This is a genomic window from Nonomuraea sp. KM90 (genome assembly GCF_052246675.1).
Taxonomy (GTDB): domain Bacteria; phylum Actinomycetota; class Actinomycetes; order Streptosporangiales; family Streptosporangiaceae; genus Nonomuraea.
In genome coordinates, this window is record NZ_JBQQCB010000069.1 from 36,885 (window position 1) to 57,780 (window position 20,896).

19 protein-coding genes are annotated in these 20,896 nt (G+C 74.2%); 13 read left to right on the forward strand and 6 right to left on the reverse strand.

Annotated elements, in window-relative coordinates; translation table 11 throughout:
* The first annotated feature begins 15 nt into the window (after positions 1-15).
* From ACTWPW_RS41620 to ACTWPW_RS41645, 6 genes are all read left to right on the forward strand, one after another.
* Positions 16-1,251 (forward strand): sensor histidine kinase, encoded by a 1,236-nt coding sequence (locus ACTWPW_RS41620; protein WP_375109779.1) that lies wholly within the window; start codon positions 16-18, stop codon positions 1,249-1,251.
* Positions 1,251-1,922 (forward strand): response regulator, encoded by a 672-nt coding sequence (locus ACTWPW_RS41625; RefSeq protein ID WP_375109780.1) that lies wholly within the window; start codon positions 1,251-1,253, stop codon positions 1,920-1,922. The genes ACTWPW_RS41620 and ACTWPW_RS41625 overlap by 1 nt, the downstream gene beginning before the upstream one ends.
* Before the next feature lie 31 nt (positions 1,923-1,953).
* On the forward strand, positions 1,954-2,685 hold the full coding sequence (locus ACTWPW_RS41630) for a class I SAM-dependent methyltransferase (protein WP_443171910.1): 732 nt from the start codon (positions 1,954-1,956) through the stop codon (positions 2,683-2,685).
* A gap of 118 nt (positions 2,686-2,803) precedes the next feature.
* Positions 2,804-4,066, forward strand: a complete 1,263-nt coding sequence (locus tag ACTWPW_RS41635; protein ID WP_375109782.1) for an erythromycin esterase family protein — start codon at positions 2,804-2,806, stop codon at positions 4,064-4,066.
* A 91-nt stretch (positions 4,067-4,157) separates the two neighbouring features.
* Positions 4,158-4,700, forward strand: a complete 543-nt coding sequence (locus tag ACTWPW_RS41640; RefSeq protein ID WP_443171911.1) for a dihydrofolate reductase family protein — start codon at positions 4,158-4,160, stop codon at positions 4,698-4,700.
* A 213-nt stretch (positions 4,701-4,913) separates the two neighbouring features.
* A complete protein-coding gene (locus tag ACTWPW_RS41645; protein WP_443171912.1) occupies positions 4,914-6,209 on the forward strand; it encodes a BtrH N-terminal domain-containing protein in 1,296 nt (431 codons plus the stop codon).
* A gap of 119 nt (positions 6,210-6,328) precedes the next feature.
* On the opposite strand, the gene ACTWPW_RS41650 is transcribed toward ACTWPW_RS41645, so the two are convergent.
* Entirely contained in the window at positions 6,329-6,703 is a 375-nt protein-coding gene (locus ACTWPW_RS41650) for a BlaI/MecI/CopY family transcriptional regulator (protein ID WP_443171913.1), read from the reverse strand.
* 152 nt (positions 6,704-6,855) lie between these two features.
* On the opposite strand from ACTWPW_RS41650, the gene kstD reads away from it, so the two are divergent.
* The 5 genes from kstD (at position 6,856) to ACTWPW_RS41675 (ending at position 13,172) form a co-directional block, all read left to right on the forward strand.
* The gene (kstD, locus tag ACTWPW_RS41655) at positions 6,856-8,622 is read left to right on the forward strand and encodes a 3-oxosteroid 1-dehydrogenase (protein ID WP_443171914.1); all 1,767 of its coding nucleotides are present in this window, start codon (positions 6,856-6,858) and stop codon (positions 8,620-8,622) included.
* Between the two features lie 145 nt (positions 8,623-8,767).
* On the forward strand, positions 8,768-10,069 hold the full coding sequence (locus ACTWPW_RS41660; protein ID WP_443171915.1) for an MFS transporter: 1,302 nt from the start codon (positions 8,768-8,770) through the stop codon (positions 10,067-10,069).
* A 20-nt stretch (positions 10,070-10,089) separates the two neighbouring features.
* Entirely contained in the window at positions 10,090-10,431 is a 342-nt protein-coding gene (locus tag ACTWPW_RS41665) for a hypothetical protein (RefSeq protein ID WP_443171916.1), read from the forward strand.
* A gap of 39 nt (positions 10,432-10,470) precedes the next feature.
* On the forward strand, positions 10,471-12,699 hold the full coding sequence (gene secD, locus ACTWPW_RS41670) for a protein translocase subunit SecD (RefSeq protein WP_443171917.1): 2,229 nt from the start codon (positions 10,471-10,473) through the stop codon (positions 12,697-12,699).
* Positions 12,700-12,785: 86 nt separating this feature from the next.
* The gene (locus ACTWPW_RS41675) at positions 12,786-13,172 is read left to right on the forward strand and encodes a VOC family protein (RefSeq protein ID WP_443171918.1); all 387 of its coding nucleotides are present in this window, start codon (positions 12,786-12,788) and stop codon (positions 13,170-13,172) included.
* A 16-nt stretch (positions 13,173-13,188) separates the two neighbouring features.
* Here ACTWPW_RS41675 and ACTWPW_RS41680 read toward each other — a convergent pair whose 3' ends face one another.
* Positions 13,189-13,896: a YqjF family protein gene (locus tag ACTWPW_RS41680; RefSeq protein WP_364125609.1), complete on the reverse strand. Its 708-nt coding sequence runs from the start codon at positions 13,894-13,896 to the stop codon at positions 13,189-13,191.
* Between the two features lie 107 nt (positions 13,897-14,003).
* Between ACTWPW_RS41680 and ACTWPW_RS41685 the strand changes: the two genes are divergently transcribed.
* Complete coding sequence (locus ACTWPW_RS41685) at positions 14,004-14,369, forward strand: hypothetical protein (protein WP_375109790.1); 366 nt, start codon at positions 14,004-14,006, stop codon at positions 14,367-14,369.
* On the opposite strand, the gene ACTWPW_RS41690 is transcribed toward ACTWPW_RS41685, so the two are convergent.
* A complete protein-coding gene (locus ACTWPW_RS41690) occupies positions 14,370-16,499 on the reverse strand; it encodes a SpoIIE family protein phosphatase (protein WP_375109791.1) in 2,130 nt (709 codons plus the stop codon).
* Positions 16,500-16,618: 119 nt separating this feature from the next.
* Positions 16,619-17,263, reverse strand: coding sequence for a TetR/AcrR family transcriptional regulator (locus ACTWPW_RS41695; protein WP_443171919.1), 645 nt, complete (start codon positions 17,261-17,263; stop codon positions 16,619-16,621).
* A 140-nt stretch (positions 17,264-17,403) separates the two neighbouring features.
* Here ACTWPW_RS41695 and ACTWPW_RS41700 point away from each other — a divergent pair, with 140 nt between their 5' ends.
* A complete protein-coding gene (locus ACTWPW_RS41700) occupies positions 17,404-18,594 on the forward strand; it encodes an SGNH/GDSL hydrolase family protein (RefSeq protein WP_443171920.1) in 1,191 nt (396 codons plus the stop codon).
* A 106-nt stretch (positions 18,595-18,700) separates the two neighbouring features.
* Here the strand turns inward: ACTWPW_RS41700 and ACTWPW_RS41705 are convergent, their stop codons facing one another.
* Together ACTWPW_RS41705 and ACTWPW_RS41710 are read right to left on the reverse strand one after the other, a co-directional pair.
* Positions 18,701-20,128, reverse strand: a complete 1,428-nt coding sequence (locus tag ACTWPW_RS41705; RefSeq protein WP_443171921.1) for an arabinose isomerase — start codon at positions 20,126-20,128, stop codon at positions 18,701-18,703.
* Positions 20,129-20,266: 138 nt separating this feature from the next.
* Positions 20,267-20,896 (reverse strand): substrate-binding domain-containing protein (locus ACTWPW_RS41710; protein ID WP_443171922.1); only part of this gene is annotated, 630 nt, incomplete at its 5' end.

Below are 20,896 nucleotides of genomic sequence, written 5' to 3' on the forward strand. Positions count from 1 at the left end.
GTTATGCTCCCGCATATGCGGCAGGTGCGATCGATCCGGGACCTGGACGGCTGGGTGGGATTCTCCGGCGGCCGCCCGCCCCTCGTGTTCGGGCTCTTCTTCTGGGTCTCGGTCGCCGTCAGCGCCGCGGTGTTCGCCGGCGCCCTCCCGGTCGTGGGCGACCTGCCGCCGGACAGCCGGCTGCTGCACCAGGTGCTCTTCTACGCGGGCACCGCCGCCCTGTTGCCCGGCGCCGTCCTGTGGACGCTGCTGCCGTGGCGGCCGAGGGCGCCGCTCGCGCGCAGGGCGGTGACCGTGGCGTTCCTGGCCGTGTCGCTGCTGCTCATGTCGGCGGGCGGGGCCGCGGCCCTGCTGATCGTGGGGCTGGCGGTCGCGAACGCGCTGGTCGTGCTCGGGCTGCGCGGCGCCCTCGGCTACGCCGTCGTCGCCGCCCTGCTCAACGTCGTGGTCGGGCTGCTCAACCCCCGCCAGTCCGTGCTCGCGGCGGTCGCCGACGGCACGGTCATGCTGCTGCTGTGCCTGGTGCTCCTCGTGGCCGTGGTCGCGATGTTCGACTCTCAGCGCCGGGCGGAGGAGACCCGCCGCCTGCTGGCCGACCTCGAGCGGGCCCACGCCGAGCTGGGCCGGCACGCGGCGCGCTCGCGCGAGCTGGCCGTCGCCGAGGAGCGCGCGCGGATGGCGCGCGACATGCACGACTCGGTGGGCCACTACCTCACCGTCATCAACGTGGGCCTGGAGAACGCCCGGCGCTACCGCACCGTACGCCCGGAGGACGCCTGGGACGAGGTCGGCCAGGCGCAGGCCCTCACCCGGGAGGCGCTGACCGACACCCGCCGCTGGGTACGCGCGCTCAAGCCGCTGCGCATGGACGGCCTCACCGGACCCGCCGCCCTGCGGGCACTGACCGAGTCGTTCGGTTCGGGGGACACCGGCGTCGCCTTCACGGTGACGGGCACCTGGCCGGACGTGGACGAGAACCGCGCGCTGGTCTGCTATCGGGTCGTCCAGGAGGGGCTCACGAACGCCCTGCGCCATTCCCGTGCCCGGCACATCGAGGTCGCGCTCGACTGCACGGCCGAGCGGCTGGAGGTGACGGTCTCCGACGACGGCACAGGCGCGGAGCCCGGGGCCACCGAGCACGGGTTCGGGCTGCACGGCCTGCGCGAACGCCTGCGGGACGTGGGCGGGGTGCTGGACGTGGTCGGCGCCCGCGGCGAGGGGTTCACGCTCAAGGCGACGGTGCCGGTGTGATGGCGACGGCGATCCGCGTCCTGCTGGTGGACGACCACATCCTCATGCGCGAGGGCCTGCGCAAGCTCCTGGAGATCGAGCCCGGCATCGAGGTCGCCGCCGCCGCGGCCGGCGGCGAGGAGGCGCTGAGCTGGCTGGCCGGGGCCGCCGTGCGGCCGCAGGTGGCCCTCGTCGACGCCCGCATGCCGGGGATGGACGGCGTGGCGCTGGTCGCCCGGCTGCGGGCGGAGTTCCCCGAGGTCGCGCCGGTGATCCTGACCACGTTCGACGACGACGACTACATCTTCGGCGGGCTCCGCGCCGGCGCGAAGGGCTACCTGCTGAAGGACACGCCGCCGGACGAGCTGGTGGCCGCGATCAGGCGGGCCGCGCGGGGGGAGACCGTGCTGGGCGGGGCGGCGACCGAGCGGCTCGTCAGCGCGTTGCGCAAGACGACCGCCCCCGTCCCCGGGCGGGAGCCGGACGCGGCGGAGCCGCCGTGCGGCCTGTCCGCACGCGAGTACGAGATCGCGCTGCTCATCGGCACCGGCGCGGCCAACCGGGAGATCGCGCGCCGGCTGCACATCACCGAGGGCACCGCCAAGAACCACATCTCGAACTGCCTGCGCAAGCTCGGCCTGCGCGACCGCACCCAGCTCGCGGTCTGGGTGTCCCGGCACCCTCACCCGTAACCCGGATCGGGCCCGCGCGTATCGTGGCCGCATGGCTGACGCGATCTTCGAACACCCCCGGCTGGCCGCCGTCTACGACCCGCTGGACCCCGACCGCGGCGACCTGGAGGTCTACGCCGCGATCGCCGCCGAGCTCGGCGCGCGCAGCGTGCTCGACGTCGGCTGCGGCACCGGCACGTTCGCGCTGCTGCTGGCCGGCCGCGGCCTCGAGGTGACGGGGGTGGACCCGGCCGCGGCCTCGCTCGACGTCGCACGGGGCAAGCCCGGCGCCGAGCGCGTGCGCTGGATCCACGGCGACGCCACGGCCCTCCCGCCGATGCGGGCCGACCTGGCCACGATGACCGCGAACGTGGCCCAGGCGATCGTCGAGCCGGCGGACTGGCGGGCCACGCTGGCCGGCGTGCGCGCGTCGCTGCGGCCCGGCGGGCACCTGGTGTTCGAGACCCGCGACCCGGCCAGGAAGGCCTGGCTGGAGTGGAACCGGGCGGCGACGTACCAGGTCGCCGAGCTGCCGGGGCTGGGCCGGGTGGAGCAGTGGTACGACCTGCTCGACGTCAGCGGGCCGCTGGTGACCTTCCGCGGCACGTGGGTGTTCGCCTCCGACGGGCAGGTGCTCACGTCGGACTCCACGCTGCGCTTCCGCGAGCGCGACGAGGTCGAGGCGGACCTGTCGGCCGGCGGCTACACCCTGGAGGAGGTACGCGACGCGCCGGACCGGCCCGGCCGGGAGTTCGTGTTCCTGGCCCGGCGCCCCGAGGACTGATCGGGGAGAACCCCTACGCCGCCGGGCGCAGCCCGCGATGGGCCGCCCGGCGGACGCGCGCCCACGGGTGCGGCGGGGATTCTGGGGGCTCACCGTCCCATCCCAGAACGGGGTCACCATGTTCCGTCTATTCGTCGCAGGCGTCCTGGCCGCGACCCCTGCCGCCACCCCTGCCGCCACTCCGGCCGCCCACCCGGAGGTCGTCGACTGGCTCAGGCAGAACGCCCGGCCGCAGGTCACCCGGGAGATGATCGGCGACGCGACCGTCGTCGGCCTGGGGGAGTCGTCCCACGGCACCCACGAGGAGTCCACGCTCAAGTTCCGCACCCTGCGCCTCCTGGTGACGGAGCTGGGGTTCCGCTCCATCGCCTGGGAGGAGGACTGGACGACGGGCGTACGGGTCAACCGGTACGTCCTGACCGGCGAGGGCGACCTCGACGCCCTGATGCGCGAGCTGACGACCACCTGGCAGACGGCCGAGGTCCGCGAGGTGCTGGCCTGGCTGCGCGCGTACAACGCCGGCCACGACGACAAGGTCCAGTTCGTCGGCGTGGAATACTACGCCACCCGCTCCCTCGCCTACGACGCCGTCTCCTCCTACGTGACGAAGGCCGCCCCCGCCCTGCTCGGCAGGCTGGGCCGGCACCTGGAGCCCATCCGCCCCCGCCACGAGGACACGCACCGGAACCTGATGTGGTACCTGGACGTGACCGACAAGCGCCCCTACATCCGGCACGCCCGGGAGGTGTACGAGCTGGTCGCGCGCCTGCCCCGGACCAGGGAGCAGCGACTGGCCGTGCAGCACGCCCGGCAGATCCTGTCCTGGTACGAGGGCTTCAGCCTCCGGGACAACTACGCCTACCGCGACAGCCGCGCGGCGGAGAACCTGCGCTGGTGGCAGCGCCACACGGGCGACAAGGTGGCCTACTGGGCGGCCTCCGCGCACACGGCCGCCGCGCCGCGCCTGCGGGTGACGCTCGGCGGGGAGGCGATCACGTTCGACAGCGCCGGCTCCCACCTGCGCCGCTGGTACGGCGACCGCTACCGGTCCGTCGGCGTCCTGTTCGACCACGGGACGCTGAACGCGGGACGCGGCTGCGGCACCGCCCCGGCGCCGGTGCCGCGCCCGGACCCCGGCTTCGCCAACCGCGTCTTCGGCGCCGCCGGCCTCGACGAGTACGCGGTGGACCTGCGCGCCGACGCCCCGGAGCCGGTGCGCGAGTGGCTGCGCGGGCCGGCGAAGGTGCGCGGGTACGCGGCCTACGAACCGGCGCGGCCGCAGGGCTCGTACATGTCCGGCGGCTCGCTGGCGGGGTGGTTCGACGTGATCGTGCACCGCCAGGTGATCACGCCCTGTACGCCCCTGCCTGCACGGCCTTGAGAACCCGGCCTTAAGAACATCGTCGGGATTCGGTAAGCGGCCCGGGCCAGGCTACATTCCATCAGCCAGGCCGACCGAGAAGGAGACCACCATGAGGAAGCTCGTCGAATCGACGTTCGTCACGCTGGACGGGGTCATCGGTGACCCGCACGTCTGGGGTGCGCCCTACTGGGACGAGGAGCACCAGGGCTACGGCACGAAGCTGCTGTTCGGGGCCGACGCGCTGCTGCTGGGCCGCGAGACGTACGAGGGGTTCGCCCAGGTCTGGCCCGGCCGCTCCGGCGACCCGTACACGGACCGGATCAACGGCATGCCCAAGTACGTCGCCTCCACCACGCTCAAGGACGCCGACGCCTGGAACGGCACCCTCATCCAGGGGGACGTCGCCGCCGCCGTCGCCGAGCTGAAGCGGCAGCCGGGGGAGAACATCCTGAAGTTCGGCACCGGCTCGCTCGACCGCACGCTGATCGAGAACCGGCTGGTCGACGAGTTCCACTTCTGGATGTTCCCCACCATCGCCGGCGGTGGCGACCGGCTGCTCGACGGCCTGGTGGACCTCACGCACCTCGACCTGCTGGAGACGACCCGCTTCAAGTCGGGCATCATCGTCCTCACCTACGGGCTCAAGCCCTAGGCCGGCCGGCGGCGGTGTACTAATATCCGCTGCACGGCGGCACTCTCCCGCCGAACCTCCAGAGCGGGTCCCCACGCGACCCGCCCGACGCGGGGGCAAAGGGGACGTCAGGCGCCTCGGGAGCCGCGCTCCGACCGGTCCGCGTTCTTTCGCGGCCGCCACGGGCCGCGGGCGTGGGCCGGGCCCTGGCGATGGCCGCGGGAAGAGCCGTACATGACCAGCAAGAAGCAGCTCAAGGCGCGCATCCGGGCGCGGATGGCCAAGACGGGCGAGAGCTACACCACGGCCCGCCACCACGTCGTCGGCCCTGCGGTCGGTGCCGCCGCGACGGCCGCCGACGGCGGATGGCGCTTCTCGGGCGGGCGGCACCCGTCCAGCGCCGCGATCGCCGCCGTCCTGCTCAACCAGGGCGCCGTCGTCAGCGAGCCGCTGGTGTTCCTGGCGGGCGGGGGCATCGGAGCCGGGTACATCCTGTGGGAGTTCAAGCACGACGGGGCCCGGCACGTGACGCTGGGCTTCCGCAACCAGTGGCAGTACCACGACCGCTGGATGGCCAAGACGCTCGGCCGCCTCGGGGTGCCGTACGAGGAGCACCGCACGTCCGGGGTCCGCGCGGCGAGCCGGCGGCTGGCCGCGGAGCTGGACGCCGGCCGGCCCTGCGTGGTCCTGCCCGACCGCTACCACCTGGGCTACTGGCACCTGCCCGCCTCCCTGGACGGGCACGGCGGCCACCCGGTGGTCGCCTACCGGCGCGACGCGGACGGGGTGTTCCTGGACGACCGGGGCCAGGCGCCGATCCACATCCCCCAGGAGCGGTTCGACGCCGCGCGGGCCCGGGTCGGCTCGTACGGGAACGTGCTGCACGTGCTCGGCGAGGCCGAGCCGGACGAGGCCACCCTGGCGGGCGCTGCCCGCGAGGGGCTGCGCGACTGCGCCGAGCACCTGTCGGCCGCCTCCGACTCCTTCTCGCTGCCCGCCTGGCGCAAGTGGGCCCGGCTGCTGACCGACACCCGCAACGCCAAGGCGTGGCCGAAGGTCTTCGCCGACCGGCAGGGGCTGGCGGACGCCCTGCTGTCGGTCTGGGAGGGGGCGGAGCCGGTGGGCATGGACGGCGGGAACCTGCGCGACCTGTTCGCCGACGCGCTGGACGAGGCCGCCACGCTGCTGGAGCGGCCCGCGCTGGAGGAGCTGGCCGGCCGGTTCCGGGAGATCCACGCGCTCTGGCACGACCTGGCGGAGACCGCGCTGCCCGCCGAGGTGCCGGAGTTCGCGCGGATCCGGGAGCTGACCGCCGCGATCAAGGAGAGCGTCATGGCGGACGGCACCGCCGGCGACCCGGCCGCCGCGCGGGCGTCCCGCGAGCTGTGGGGGGCCCGCGCCGCCGCGAACGACTCCCTCGCCGCGGCCGGCGACCCGGCCCCGCTCTTCGCGGCTCTCGGCACCCGCCTGGGCGCCGTCCACGAGGCCGAACGGGCGGCCGTCGCCCGCCTGGCCGAACTGACGGCCTGACGGGGACGGGGCGGGCGTGCCGTTCCGGCACGGGGCCGGCACGCCCGCCACGATCCCGCCGAACTCGCGGCGCGCCGGTCGACGGGCGGCTACTACGGCTGCTCGTAGGGTCGCTGCTGCTAGGAGGCGTGGCCCTTGGGCGGGTAGACGCGCAGGGCCGCCTCCAGGGCGCCGGCCTCCTCGGGCGTGAGCCGTTCGAGGAAGTGCACCAGCGTGGCCGCCCGGTTGCCGCTCCTGGCCAGCGACTCGCGCATCATCTCGGCGGTGTACGCCTCCTTCGACGAGACCGCCTCGTAGATGTAGGCCCGGCCCACCGCCTCGCGCTTGAGCAGGCCCTTCGTGTGGAGCTTGTCCATCACGGTCATCACCGTCGTGTACGCGAGGGGGCGCTCCCGGCGCAGGTGCTCCAGGACGTCCCTGACCGAGGCGGGCTGCTTGGTGGCCCACAGGTGATCCATGATCGTGGACTCGAGCTCTCCCAGGCCGCGCGCCATGTGACAGGCCCCCTCCAACCGCGCCGCGCCCAATGCTACCGGCGATCGTAGACGTCCGCCGGGACCTGCGGTTGACACCGAAACCAACCAAGCGCATGCTTCGGTACGGCGAGGGGGCCACCAGGCTCTCCCAGAGGTGAGGGGATCGATCGATGGGACCTGCCGTGCCGGCCCCCGAGGGCCTGACCGCCGCCGGGCACAGCCGCCGCACCCTGCTCGTCGCGGGCGGGATCCTGGTGACCGGAGCGGCGCTCGGGCAGACGCCCGCGTACGCCGAGGCCGACTACGACGTCGTGGTCGTCGGGGCGGGGGCCGCGGGGATGACCGCCGCGCTCACCGCGGCCAAGCGCGGCCTGCGCACCGTCGTGCTGGAGAAGGCCCCCACCTTCGGCGGCTCCGCGGCCCGGTCGGGCGCGGGCATCTGGATCCCGTGCAACGAGGTGATCCTCGCCGCCGGCGTGCCGGACACCCCCGCCAAGGCCGCCGCCTACCTCGCGCGCGTCGTGGGCGGCACGGTGCCGGTCGAGCGGCAGCAGGCGTTCCTCGCCGCCGGACCGGCCATGATCTCGTTCGTCATGCGCAACAGCCCGCTGCGGTTCCGGTTCATGCAGGGCTACTCCGACTACTATCCCGAGTTCCCCGGCGGGATGCCGAACGGGCGCTCCATCGAGCCGGACCAGCTCGACGGCCGCGTCCTCGGCGCCGAGCTCGCCCGCCTCAACCCGCCGTACATCCCCACCCCGGCCGGCATGGTCGTCTTCAGCGCCGACTACAAGTGGCTGACGCTCAGCGCGGTCCACCCGAAGGGGATCGAGGTGTCCGCCGCGTGCCTGCTGCGGGGCACCGAAGCCGCGCTGCGCGGGGAGCAGCCGCTCACCATGGGGCAGGCGCTGGCCGGCGGCCTCCGGGCCGGGCTGCTCGCGGCCGGGGTGCCGGTGTGGCTCAACACGCCCCTGCTCGACCTGCACGTCGAGGCGGGCCGGGTCGCGGGCGTGGTCACGTCCGCCGGCCTGGTCAGGGCGCGGCGCGGGGTGATCGTGGGGTCGGGCGGGTTCGAGCACAGCGCGGCGATGCGGGCCGAGTTCCAGCGCCAGCCCATCGGCACCGACTGGACGATCGGCGCCAAGGAGAACACCGGCGCCGGCATCGAGGCCGGCGAGCGGGCCGGCGCCGCGCTGGACCTGATGGACGACGCCTGGTGGGGCCCGGTGATCCCGCTGCCCGACGAGCCGTACTTCTGCCTGGCCGAGCGCACCCTGCCGGGCTGCGTCATGGTCAACGGCAACGGCGTGCGCTTCGCCAACGAGGGGGCGCCGTACAGCGACATCGTGCACACCATGTACGACCGCAACACCCCGTCCGCGCCGCACATCCCCGCCTGGCTGATCGTCGACCAGAACTACCGCAACCGCTACCTGTTCAAGGACGTCGCGCCGCTGCTGCCCTTCCCCGACGCCTGGTACGACAGCGGCGCCGTGCACCGCGCCTGGTCCATCGAGCAGCTCGCCGACCGGATCGGGGTGCCGAGGGCGGCCCTGCGCGCCACGATCACCCGCTTCAACGGGTTCGCGCTGGCGGGCCGGGACGCCGACTTCCACCGCGGCGACAGCGCCTACGACCGCTACTACGCCGACCCGCACGTCAAGCCCAACCCCTGCCTGGCGCCCCTGTGGCTGCCGCCCTTCTACGCCTTCAAGATCGTCCCCGGCGACCTGGGCACCAAGGGCGGCATGCGCACCGACGCCCGTGCCCGCGTGCTGCGGGCGGACGGCTCGGTGATCCCCGGCCTGTACGCGGCCGGGAACGCCAGCGGCGCCGTCATGGGCCACAGCTACGCCGGCTCCGGCTCCACCCTCGGACCGGCCATGACCTTCGGGTACGTCGCGGCGAACGACCTCGCCGGCACCCCCGTCGCCTGAAAACGGCACGACTTCGGACCTGGCCTCCCAGTAGCGTCGATCGACGGGGTGCGCCGTCCGCCCGCCGGAGGCAGGTCATGAAGTCCACCAGGGTCGTCGTCACCGGGTCCGCGAGCGGGATCCGGCGCGTGCCGGGCTGACGGGCGTGGGCACGGGCACGGGCATGGGCGCGGCGCGGACGTTCCTGCTCTGGACGTTCCTGCGGGCCATGTCCCACCGGGGCTACGTGCTCGCCTCCAGCCTCTACTTCGTCGTCGTCGCCCGGCTCTCCGCCGGTGAGCTGATCCTTCTCGGCACGGTCGTGGCCGCCACGATGCTGGTCTCCGACATCCCCGCGGGCGCCTGGTCGGACACCGTCAGCCGCCGGTGGTCGCTGGTCGCCGGGCACGGGCTGCTGGCCGCCGGCATGGTGATGACCGGCTTCGTGACCGCCTTCCCGTGGATCGTGGTGACGCAGGTGCTGTGGGGGCTGGGCTGGGCGCTGTCGGCCGGGGCCGACGTCGCGTGGCTCACCGACGAGCTCACCGGGCCGGACCGCGCCGCCGGTCGGCCCGCCGGCGACCCTGCCCGGCGGCCCGCCGGGCGGCCCGCCGGCGACCCCGCCGGGCCGGACGGGATCGCGCGGGTGCTGGCCGCCGCGGCTCGCTGGGAGCTGGCCGGTGGGGCGGCGGGGATGGTGGTGTTCGGGGTGCTCGGCTGGGCGGCCGGTCTGTGGGTGGCGATCGTCGTCTCGGGCGCGGGCGTCGCGCTGGCCGGCCTGTACGTCGCCGCCCGCTTCACCGAGCGCGGCTTCACCCCCGTGACCCACCGCCGGCGGGCCGCCTCGCTGTCGACCCTCCGGCGCGGTCTCGCCCTCGCCCGCCGGGACCGCGAGATCCGGCTCGTGCTCGCCGCCACGGTGATCGTCAACGGGGCCACGATGATCACCTGGATCTTCCCCAGGCAGCTCGTCGCCCTCGGATTCCCGGCCGGCGATCCCACGCTCTGGTACACGGGTCTCGGGATCCTCGCCTCGCTGGCCGGGGTCGTCGCGCTGCGGGCCGTCGAGGGCCGGATCGGCGGCGCGGGCGTCGTACGACGGGCCTACGCGCTCGCCTGCCTCGCCGGCGTGCTGGGCCTGCTCGTGCTCGCCTGGGCGCCCGTCGCGCTGCTCGGCGGGCTCGGCATGCTGCTCGTGACCGGGATCTGCGACCCCCTCACCCGGGTCGCGAGCGTGGTCTGGGTCAACCGGCGCACCACGAGCGACGTGCGGGCCACCGTGCAGTCGTTCCTCTCGCAGGCCGAGACCGGCGGCGAGATCGTCGGCGGGCTGGCGCTGGCCGCCCTCGCCCAGAGCGCCGGCCCGGTCACCGCCCTGCTGGCCGCGGGCCTGCTCATCGCCTGCGCGGGCGCCGTGATCGGTCCGCGGGCATCGAGGCGCCCTTCGACGCCGGACGGGCTAGGGTGAGCCCCGAAGGGAGGGGGTCCATGCGCACCAGGCTGCCCGCCGCGCTGCTCCTCCTCCTGTCCTGGTTCCTGCCGGCCGCCGCCCACGCGCAGCCGGTCCAGCAGGTGACCGCCGCGCAGACCGCGACCTGGCGGGCCGAGCAGCAACATTCCGGGGTGCGGCAGGTCCCGCACCCGGCCCCCGCCGTACGCGCCTGGGCCGGCCCGAACACCGTGACCGGCGCGGCCGCCGCGCCCGGGTCCGGGCTGCCCCGCTTCCGGTCCCCGTGGGCCGTCCTCGTCCCTGACCGGGGCGCCGACGCCCCCGAGGCCCGCAGGCCGCCCGCCGCGGCGGCGCGGGCGCCTCCCTCCACAGTGCGCTGAAGATCCCTTTTCCGCACTTCCGAGCCTGTGGAGGCTTCCATGTTCCGTGCGCCGTTCTGGCGTGCGGTGGCGGCGTGTGCCGTCATCGCGATCTCATTAGCGATCACCCTTACCGCCGCCCCGCGCCTGGGCCTCGACCTGCGCGGCGGCACCCAGCTCGTCTTCGAGACGAGGGACTCGCCGACCGTCGGGGCCGACGCCGCCGCCACCGACCGGGCGCTCGACGTGCTGCGCCGGCGGGCGGACGCGCTCGGCGTGGTCGACCCCACCCTGGTCCGCTCCGGCGAGCGGCGGATCATCGTCGAGCTGCCCGGCGTGCTCGACCCGCGGCAGGCGGCCGAGGTCATCGGCCGTACCGCGCAGCTCGCCTTCCACCCCGTGCTCGGCGCGGCCGAGCCGGGCGACCGGTCGGCGTTCCGCGACGAGAACGGCGGCCTGCTGAAGCTCGGGCCCGCGGCCATCACCGGCGACGGGGTGAGCGACGCCGCCGAGCGGAGCGACCCCCAGCGCGGCCCCGGCTGGTGGGTGAGCATCGACTTCCGTGAGGAGGGGGCCTGGCAGCGGCTGACCGGGGAGGCGGCCTGCCAACCTCCTGACGACCCGCGGCGCAGGGTCGCCATCGTGCTCGACAAGGAGGTCATCTCCTCGCCGCCGCTCGATCCGTCCGTGCCCTGCCGTACCGGGATCCCGGGCGGCAGCGCCGACATCACCGGCTCGTTCACGCACGAGGAGGCGCGCGACCTGGCCGTGCTGATCAAGGGCGGCGCGCTGCCGGTGCCGCTCCAGCTCGTCGAGCAGCGGACGGTCGGCCCGACGCTCGGCGCGGCGGCCATCGACGCCAGCGCCAGGGCGGCGGTCGCCGGGCTGGTCCTGACCGCCGTCTTCATCGTGGCCGCCTACCGCCTGGCCGGGCTGCTGTCGGTGCTCGCGCTGGCCTGCTACGGCCTGATCTCGTACGCGGCGCTGGTGGCGATGGGCGCGACCTTCACGCTGCCGGGGCTGGCCGGGTTCGTGCTGGCCATCGGCATGGCGATCGACGCCAACGTGCTGGTCTTCGAGCGGGCCAGGGAGGAGTACCAGCAGGCGCCCCGCCGCGGGCTGCGGGCGGCTCTCGACCGGGGCTTCCGGAACGCCTGGAGCGCGATCGCCGACTCCAACGTCACCACCCTGATCGCCGCCGGGCTGCTGTTCTGGCTGGCCTCGGGCCCGGTCAAGGGCTTCGGCGTGACCCTGGCCGTCGGCGTGGCCGCCTCGCTCGTCTCGGCCCTGCTCATCACCCGCGTGCTCGTCCAGGCCGTCATCGGCCGGATCCGGCCGCGCGTGTCGGGGCTCGGCTCGGCCGGGACCGTCCGGACGTGGCTGGCCGGCCGGAACCCGCAGCTCATGCGGGCCGGGAAGGTGTGGCTGGGGATCGCGGGCGGGCTGGCGGCGGTGGCCGTGGCCGGGCTGGTCGCCCGCGGCCTGAACTTCGGCGTCGAGTTCACCGGCGGGCGGCTGGTCGAGTTCGCCACCTCCAGGCCGATCTCGGCCGACGCCGCCGGGCAGGCGGTGGCGCGGGCCGGGTTCCCGACGGCGGTGGTGCAGGCGGGCGACGACGGGGTCTCGGTACGCGCCGCGCGGCTCGGCATCGAGGACGTGGCCGGGATCGAGCGGGCACTCGAAGGCCAGGCGGGCGAGGTGACCAAGCGGCGCGAGGAGTTCATCGGCCCGAGCCTGGGCGAGGAGCTGCGCCGCAACGCCCTCGTCGCGCTCGGCGTGGCCGTGGCGATGCAGCTGGTGTACCTGGCGGCCAGGTTCCGGTGGACGTTCGGCGTGGCGGCCGTGCTGGCCCTGCTGGTGGACGTGGCCGTGGTGGCGGGGCTGTTCGCGTGGCTGGGCAAGCCGGTCGACGGCGTGTTCCTGGCCGCGACGCTGACCGTCGTCGGCTACTCGGTCAACGACAAGGTGGTGGTGTTCGACCGGGTCAGGGAGTTGTGGACGGCCCGCGTGCCGTTCGCGGCGGCGGTCGACGGGGCGATCCTGCAGACGCTGCCGCGTACCGTCAACACCGGGCTCGGGGCGCTGTTCATCCTGCTCGCGCTGATGGCCTTCGGGGGCGACTCGCTGCGTGACTTCGCGCTGGCGCTGGTGGCCGGGATCGTGACGGGCACGCTGTCGTCGGCCTTCGTGGCCGGGCCGGCGGCGATCCTGCTCGGCAGGTTCGACCGGCGCCCGCCGCCCCCTCCCGCGTCCGCGAAGCCGCAGGTGCCGCGGGGTGCGGTCGTGTGATGGCACCGGGCCCGAGCTCCGGCCGGGCGCCGGCGTCCCCGGCCGGCGGCGCGCATCCCGGGCCGTGATCGGGGAACAGGTCCGGCATGGAGGTGCTGAGCAGCCGCGTGCTGCTGCGCCCGGGTGACCCCGCGCGCAGCCGCCGCTTCTACGCCGAGACCCTCGGCCTGGCCGTCTATCGCGAGTTCGGCCCGCCCGACCATCCGGGCGTGGTCTTCTTCCTCGGGCAGGGCTTCCTGGAGCTCTCCGGGGCCGCGCGGGACGGTGCCGGGCCGGGGGTCTCGCTCTGGCTGCAGGTACGCGACGTGGCGCGCGAGGAGGAGCGGCTGCGGGCGGCGGGCGTCACCGTGCTGCGCGAGGCCCGCCTGGAGTCGTGGGGGCTGGTCGAGCTGTGGATCGCCGATCCCGACGGCCACCGCATCGTCCTGGTGCAGGTCCCGCCCGATCACCCCTTGCGCCGCGACACCCGCTGACCGCCGCGGACGGGGGTCACCAGGTCCACATCCCCACCCGTACCGGGACCCCGGAGGAGGCGTGCACGACGGGAGGGCCCTGCGGGGCGGGCAGGCCGGCGGCCTGGACCAGGTCCTGGTCGAGGCGGGTGAGCTCGGCCCGGCGCAGCGGCCAGGGCGGGTGCTCCACCCGCGCCCGGGCCGTCCGGCCCGCCACGACCGTGAACAGCCGGTAGCGGGCGGTCAGGAACAGCGCCAGCTCGTCCACCTCGCCGGCCGGCAGCAGCGGGCCCGTCGCCACCTCCGCGTCGCACCGGGCCCCGTTCCCATGACGCCGGCACCTGTACCGGACGCGGCCCCCGCCCACCCGCACCGACATGTCGGACCAGAAGTACGGCAGCCAGAAGCCCGCCCGGCCGCCCAGCGCCGCGGTCAGGCGCCCGGCGTCCAGCGACAGGAACCAGATCCCGCGGCGGCCCAGATCGTCGCGTACGTACGTCCGCACGTTCGTCTCCGGGAACCTCGACAACCACGGCACGGCGGGCAGGCCGGGCACCCGCACCCCCTCCATGAGGAACGGCGTCAGCCCTACCCAGGCGGACCCGTCGAAGGTCTCGACCGTGAGCGAGCCCGGCACCAGCGCCTGCACGACGGCCGGCGGACAACGCCAGTGGAGGAAGGTGATCTCCGACCACTGGTGGTACATCACCGGCCGGGCGACGTGAAGAGACGATGGCGCTCGCACACCCCGGCCCCTGCCCCCAGCGGCGCCCGGCATTCTGCCCGGGCGGCAAGCGGCGTACTGACGAGTTCCGTAAGCTTTCATGACACGAGCGGAGCGCAAGGAGGATCATGCCCCCCAAGATCACCACTGCCCTGGCCGTGGCCGCGTCCATCGCCCTCACCCCCGTCGCCGCCCACCTGACCGCCACGGGCGCGTCCGCCGCGGCCAAGCCCAACCTGCGCGCCTGCTACGACGGCAGGTGCGAGCTCACCCTCACCAAGAGCGTGTCGTTCCGGGTCAGCCCCCGCTTCGGCATCACCAGGCTGGCCATCGCCTTCACCGCCGGCACCGTGCGCGTGAAGGGCACCGGGCCGGGCGTGATGTCGCAGGCGCAGCTCGGCGAGGGCACGTCGGGGTCGGTCAACGGCATCGGCGTGCGCGTGGTCTCGCTGTCCTCGGGGAAGGCGGTGCTGCGCCTGGCTCCCGGGCGGTGATCAGGGCCTCCCGTCCGGGTGCGTGAAGGCGTCCCGCAGGAGGAGCACCGCGATGTCGTCCGTACGCCGCTCGATGGTGGCGGATTCGACGAGTGACTCCGCCAGGCGGTGCAAGGGCTGCCCGGGCGTCGGGGCGAAGCGGGCGGCCAGGGCGGCGATGGCGTCGCCCAGGTCGAGCCCCGGCTCCTCGATGAGGCCGTCGGTGTAGAGGGCCATCACCGAGCCGGGTGGAAGGGACAGGTCCGTGGTCGCGTACTCGGCGTCGGGGTCGATGCCGAGCAGCAGGCCGGGGGAGGTGTCGATGACCCGGCCGGGGCCGCCGGGCGGGCCCAGCACCGGCGGCAGGTGCCCCGCGCTGGCCAGGCACGCGGCGTGCCGGCGCAGGTCGAAGCTGACGTACAGGCAGCTCGTGAAGCGGTCGGGGGCCAGCTCGGTGAGCAGCCGGTTGGTGTGCGCCAGCACGTCGCCGGGGGAGGCCCCCGCGGTGGCGTGGGCGCGGATGGCCGTCCGCACCTGCCCCATGAGCGCGGCGGCGGTCACGTCGTGGCCCTGCACGTCGCCGATGACCGCCGCGGCCATGGTGTCGCTGAGGCGGATCAGGTCGTAGAAGTCGCCGCCGATGTCCATGCCGGGGGTGGCGGGCAGGTATGTGGCGGCGACGTCCAGGCCGGGGATCTGGGGCAGGGTGTGCGGCAGCAGGCTGGACTGCAGGCACTGGGCGAGCTGGTGCTTGACGTCGTAGAGGCGGGCGCGCTCGAACGCCTGGGCGATCAGCCCGGCCAGCGCGGTGAGCGTGGCGCGCTCGTCGGTCCTGAACTCGTGCGGGCGGTCGTAGGCGAGGATGCAGGTGCCGATCGGCCGGCCCGAGGTCACCAGCGGCAGGAACGCCCAGGCGCACATGTCGTCGGAGCGGAGGGCGTCCGGGTAGGTGGCGCGCAGCTCGTCCCAGGTCGAGAAGAACGCCGGCTTGCCCGCGTCGAACGCCCGGCCGGCGGGGATCGCCGGGATGGCCGGGCGGCCGTCGAACTCGTCGATGGCCCGCCGGCTGTAACCGCGTGAGGCGGCGACCCGCAGCCGGCCGCCCTTCGAGGTGAGGATGGCCAGCGCCTGCACGTCGTAGACGGGCATGACGTGGTCGGCGACCAGGTCGATCACCTCCTGGGCGGTCACCGCCCGCGCGAGTGTGGTGGCCAGCTGCAGGATCTCGTGCACCGCGATGACCTTCGGCCCCTCGGGCGCGTCCGGTGCGGGGGCGCGCGACGCGGTGCCGGGGGAGATGCGCACGGTGATGCCGGTCAGCCCGGGATACATCCAGAAGGTGAGCTGCCGGCCCACGGGGTTGCGGGCGACGAAGTGGGTGACCTGCCGGCCCAGGACCGCGGCCCGGTAGCGGTCCTCGTACGACGGGTCGGCCAGCCACGGCAGCATCTCCCACGGGCGCCGGCCGATCAGCTCGGACGGGCTGCTGACGAGCAGGTCGGCGGCCGGCGCGCTGAGGAGGGTCACGCACCCGTCCACGTCCAGCGCCAGATAGCCCTCGGGCAGGCGGTTGAGGCATTCGAGCGCCACGAGGTCGGCCCTCGGGTCCCCCTCGGGCGTGCGGCGCGGGCCGAGGATGCGGGGCCGGGGCTCGGCGGCGATCGGCCGGCCGCGCTCGGCCGCCCGACACAGCACGTGGCCGAGCGCGGCGCAGGCCTCGTTGATGATGTCGATCTGGCGGGGGGTGAGCTCCGACACGTGGCCGGACGGCCACAGCAGCAGGACCCCGCCCCAGACGGCGCCCGCGGCGCAGATGGGGGACAGGGCCGCCGCGAAGTGGTACGGCAGGGCCAGCGCCGACCCCGGGAACTCGTTGGCCAGGTGCTCGCGACCGGAGAGCCAGATCAGCCGCTCCTCGCGGACCGCCGCGGCGATCGGCACCGGGTCCTGCTTCCTGACCCTGGCCCACGCCCTGGCGACGGGCGCCGGCATGCCGATCTCGGCCGCCATGTGCAGGACCTCGCCGTGCGCCTCCAGGAGGTACAGGGCGCCTATGTGGGCTCCGGAGCTGCTGACGGCTTCGACCAGCAGCGTGTCGAGGCGGGACGACTCGCTCGCCGCGCCGGGGATCAGCGTGTCCTCGTCCCGCACCGCCTCAGCACGCTCCGCTCACGCGACGTGAGCGCCATCGGCATCCGAAACCTCCCATATGGGCAGAATACACGCATTAGTGTAGTGAATTAGTTACGTTCCGCTTATTTCCACACAGCCTATGGGGCGGTGGCGGGCCCCTCGGGCTCCGGCTCGGGCAGGTCCAGCGCGCGGCCGAGCATCAGGTGCATGTGCGCGCGGAACCGCCCGAGCTGGCGGACGTCCTCGACACCGCACCGGTGGCCGGTCCCGTCGAGCACCCCGCTCAGCGCGAACCCGTGGATGCACCAGATCAGCGTGTACGTGGTGTGCAGCGGGTCGGCGCCGGCCGGGCGGGCGACCGTGGCGACGCTGTCGACGGCGAACTGGATGAGCGGCTGCGTGCTGTTGTCCTCCACGTCGGCGATGTCGCTGGCGTCGGACAACCAGCGGTGCATCCACAGGGCGGGCGCCTCCGGATGCGCCACGCACATGTCGAGGTACTCGTCGATGAACCGGTGCAGCGCCTCCGGCCGCCGCTCGGGCGGCGCGTTCAGCAGCTCACCGGCCCCCGCCTCGACGACGCACCCCAGGAGACCGCGGGCCTGCTCCATGACCTCCAGGTAGATCTCACGCTTGGTGGCGAAGTGCACGTGGACGTCCGCCGGTTCCCTGCCCGCCGAGTCGGCGATCTGCGCGATGGAGGTGCCGTCGTAGCCGAGAGCGGCGAACAGCCTGGTGGCCGCCCGGACGATCGGCTCCCGGCCGTCTTCTGGAGACTCCATGGTCGTGACCATAGGCGCGAAGGGCCGCGGGGCCTATCACTCGACCGACAAAGCCGGGTAAAAACGCGCCCCGGCCGCAGGCGGCTGCGAAAGGTTCGGTATTGTGCCGAAAATTTCGACTACCGAGTGGAGCCGTCTTCATGGGGGGATCGCCGAGCCTGCCGGCCGGTCACTGGGTCACGACGTGGACGGCGATGCCCCAGCTCACCGAGCCCGGCAACATGCCGCCTCCGCCGTACGCCAAGGAGGGGCTGGTGCTGGCCGACACGACGCTGCGGCAGACCGTGCGGGTGTCGGCGGGCGGGCGGTGGGTGCGGCTGCGCCTGTCCAACGCGTTCGGCGGGGCGCCGCTGCCGATCACCCGCGTGGCGGTGGCGCTGCCGGAAGGCGGGGCGGCGGGGGTGAGCGCCATCCGGCCGGGCAGCTCCCGGCCCGTGACGTTCTCCGGCCGTACGTCGTTCGTCGTCCCGATGGGGGCGCACGCCGTGTCCGACCCGCTGGAGCTCGACCTGACACCCGGCTCGGTCCTGACGGTGACGGTCCGTCTCGACCGGGGACAGCCCTCCTCCGAGCTCACCTCGCACCCCGGCTCCAGGACCACCTCCTACCTCGCCACCGGCGACCACGTGGACGCCTCCGACCTGCCCGATGCCACCGCCGTCGACCACTGGTACCTCCTCTCCGGCGTCGAGGTCCGGGCCGGGCGCGACACCGGGACGCTCGTCCTGCTCGGCGACTCCCTGACCGACGGCCGGGGATCCACCACCAACGGCAACGACCGCTGGCCGGACCGGCTCTTCGACCGGCTCCCGGGCGGGGTCGCCGTCGCGAACCAGGGGGCGGGCGGCAACCGGGTGCTCGACGACGGGCTCGGCCCGAGCGCCCTGGCCCGGCTGGACCGCGACGTCCTCGCCCAGCCGGCCGCCCGGTGGCTCCTGGTCTTCGAGGGCGTCAACGACCTCGGCACCGCCGAGCCCACCCGGGACGCCCAGGAACGCACCGCCGCCGACCTCATCGCCGCCTACGAGCAGATCATCGTCCGGGCCCAGGCACGCGACCTCCTGGTGTACGGCGCCACCCTGACCCCCTTCGGCGGCCACGACCCGTACGACGACCCCCACGGCTTCCGGGAGTCGGCCCGGCAGGCGGTCAACGCCTGGATCCGCACGGCGGGGCGGTACGACGCGGTGATCGACTTCGACCGCGCCGTCCGGGACCCGGCCGCGCCGGGGCGGCTCTCGGCCGCGTACGACGGGGGCGACCACCTGCACCTGAGCCCCGCCGGCTACCACGCCCTCGCCACAGCCGTGCCCGCGACGCTCTTCACCTGACCCGCCCTCCGGCCGCCCCGTGCCAGCCCCGCCGCTTCGGGAACGCCGCACACCCGGCGCCCACGCACGGCGCCCGCGCACGGGACGGGTGGAGGCGTGCCCGGGGTCAGATCTGGATGTAGTCGATGTCCAGCAGGTGGGCGAGCGCCTTCAGCTCGGCGCCGCGGTGGCCGGTGCCGAGCGCCCAGTGGTGGGACATGCCGGTGGCGCTCCAGTCGTCCGTCCACTCGCCGGGATCCCGCCCGAAGTCGACGCGGCTGGTCGTGTTGCCGATCCGCAGGTGCGGGCCGTCCACCGTCTCGCCCTCCGAGGCCAGGAAGGCGAACTCGCCGCCGCGGCGCTGGATGATGCCGAACGCGGTGACCGGGCCGTGCCGGACGTCGAACTCGACGGAGACGCCCCAGCCCCGCTTGCCGTGGTAGACGCCCAGTCCGCGCAGGAGCGGCTTGCGGGCGCTGATGGCCAGGTGGGCGGGCCCGTCGTGGCCCATCTCGACGTGGCCGCGCAGGAAGTCGAGCGCCTGGAACTCGGTGAAGGAGCCGCCCGCGCCCAGGCGGTCCATGATGAGCATGGCCAGGCTGGTGCGGAGCTCGTACTCGCCGGCGGCGGGGATGCCGCGGGCGGTGAGCAGGGAGGCGCCGAGGATCATGCCCGCGCCGAGCCGCTCGTGCGTCTCGCCGTCCAGGCCGCGGTGGTAGTAGGCGAGGCTGTCCAGGTCGAAGTCGGCCACCAGCCGGTCGAGGCCGACGGCGACGCGGCAGGCCCAGTCGAGGTCGGTCTCGTTGACGCTGTCGGCGAAGTCGAAGATCTTCTCGGTCTCGGCGCGCTTGTCGGCGGCCTCGGCGTCGGTGACCCGCTCCACGCGCACCCGAAGGTCGTCGAACTCCAGCACCTCCACGTGCCCGCCGAAGTTGGCCGACACCAGCGTGAGGTCGGTGGAGACGTCGAGCATGCCCGGGTAGAGGTGGCCCATCAGGCCGTGCCGGCCGTGCCGCAACACCGCCCGGGCGGCCGCCGCGCGTACCCAGCCGCCGATCTTCGTCCAGGCGCGCTCGTCCTCCAGGTAGCCCGACACCGAGCGGAACGGGATGCCGCAGCGCTGGAAGGCGTTGGCCATCTCCGGCAGCGGGCAGGCGCCGCAGTAGGCCAGCCACTGGCCGGTGTCGAACGTCTCGTGGTCCATCGACTCGGTCGGCTGCAGGTTGATCAGCAGGACGGGCGCGCCGCTGCGCTGCGCGATCGGGACGAGCATGGTGGCGGTCATGTACGTGGTCAGGAAGCCGACGATGAGGTCGCAGTCGGCGGCCCGCAATCGCTCGGCCGCGGCCGCGCCCTCCTGGGCGTCGGAGATGAAGCCGACGTCCACGATCTCCGCGTCGAGCTCCCGCATCCGCTCGGAGACGCGGGTGGCCGAGCGCTGGAGCTGGGGGAGGAGGTCGGGGAACTGGGGCCAGTAGGCGCCCAGCCCTCCGGCGACGAGCCCGACGCGTACCTTCCTGGTGTTCGCCATGGTGCAGCCCTTCGATGCGCGCATCGCAAAAAACGTTTTAGAACGAACGTCTGTTGGGACGGTAATTGGGGCGCGCTGGATCGTCAAGATCGGCCGGTCTTCGCCTTTATACGTTTTAACGAATCAGGGTGGCTCGCCGGGCCACGGACCCGGGGAAGGCGTCTACGCGTGCGCCGGTGGCACGGACGTGGACTCGCGGACCACGAGCCGGCACGGATGCGCGTGCCTGCCGGGTGCGGGGTCGCCGTTGATGGCGGCCAGCAGCATCTCGGCCGCCACCCGGCCGAGCCCTTCGAGGTCCATGTCGACGCTGGTCAGCGGCGGCTGGCTGGCCTCGGTCATGACGCCCCAGTTGTCGAACCCGACCAGCGCCACGTCCTGCGGCACCCGCCGCCCCACCGACCGCAGCGCCTCGGCCACACCCCGCGCGATCTGGTCGCTGCCGCAGAACACCGCGTCGAACTCCGTCCCGCCGGCCAGCAGCATCCCCACCGCCTGCCGCCCCCAGACCTCGCTCCACGCCCCGAACAACGCCGGCCCGGCCGGCGAGAGCCCCGCCTCGGCGAGCCGGTCCGCGGCCGCGGCGGCGCGGACCTGGGCCGAGTAGTGGTGTTCGGGCCCGGTGACGTGCGCGATGCGGCCGCGGCCTACGGCCAGCAGGTGCTCGACGGCCTTGCGCGCGCCACCCGCCTCGTCGGGCACCACCGAGCAGTCGTCGGGGTCGGTCGAGCTGATGAACGCGTACACCACCGGCACGGGCAGCGACGCGGCGATCGGGGCGCGGGCCTGGGT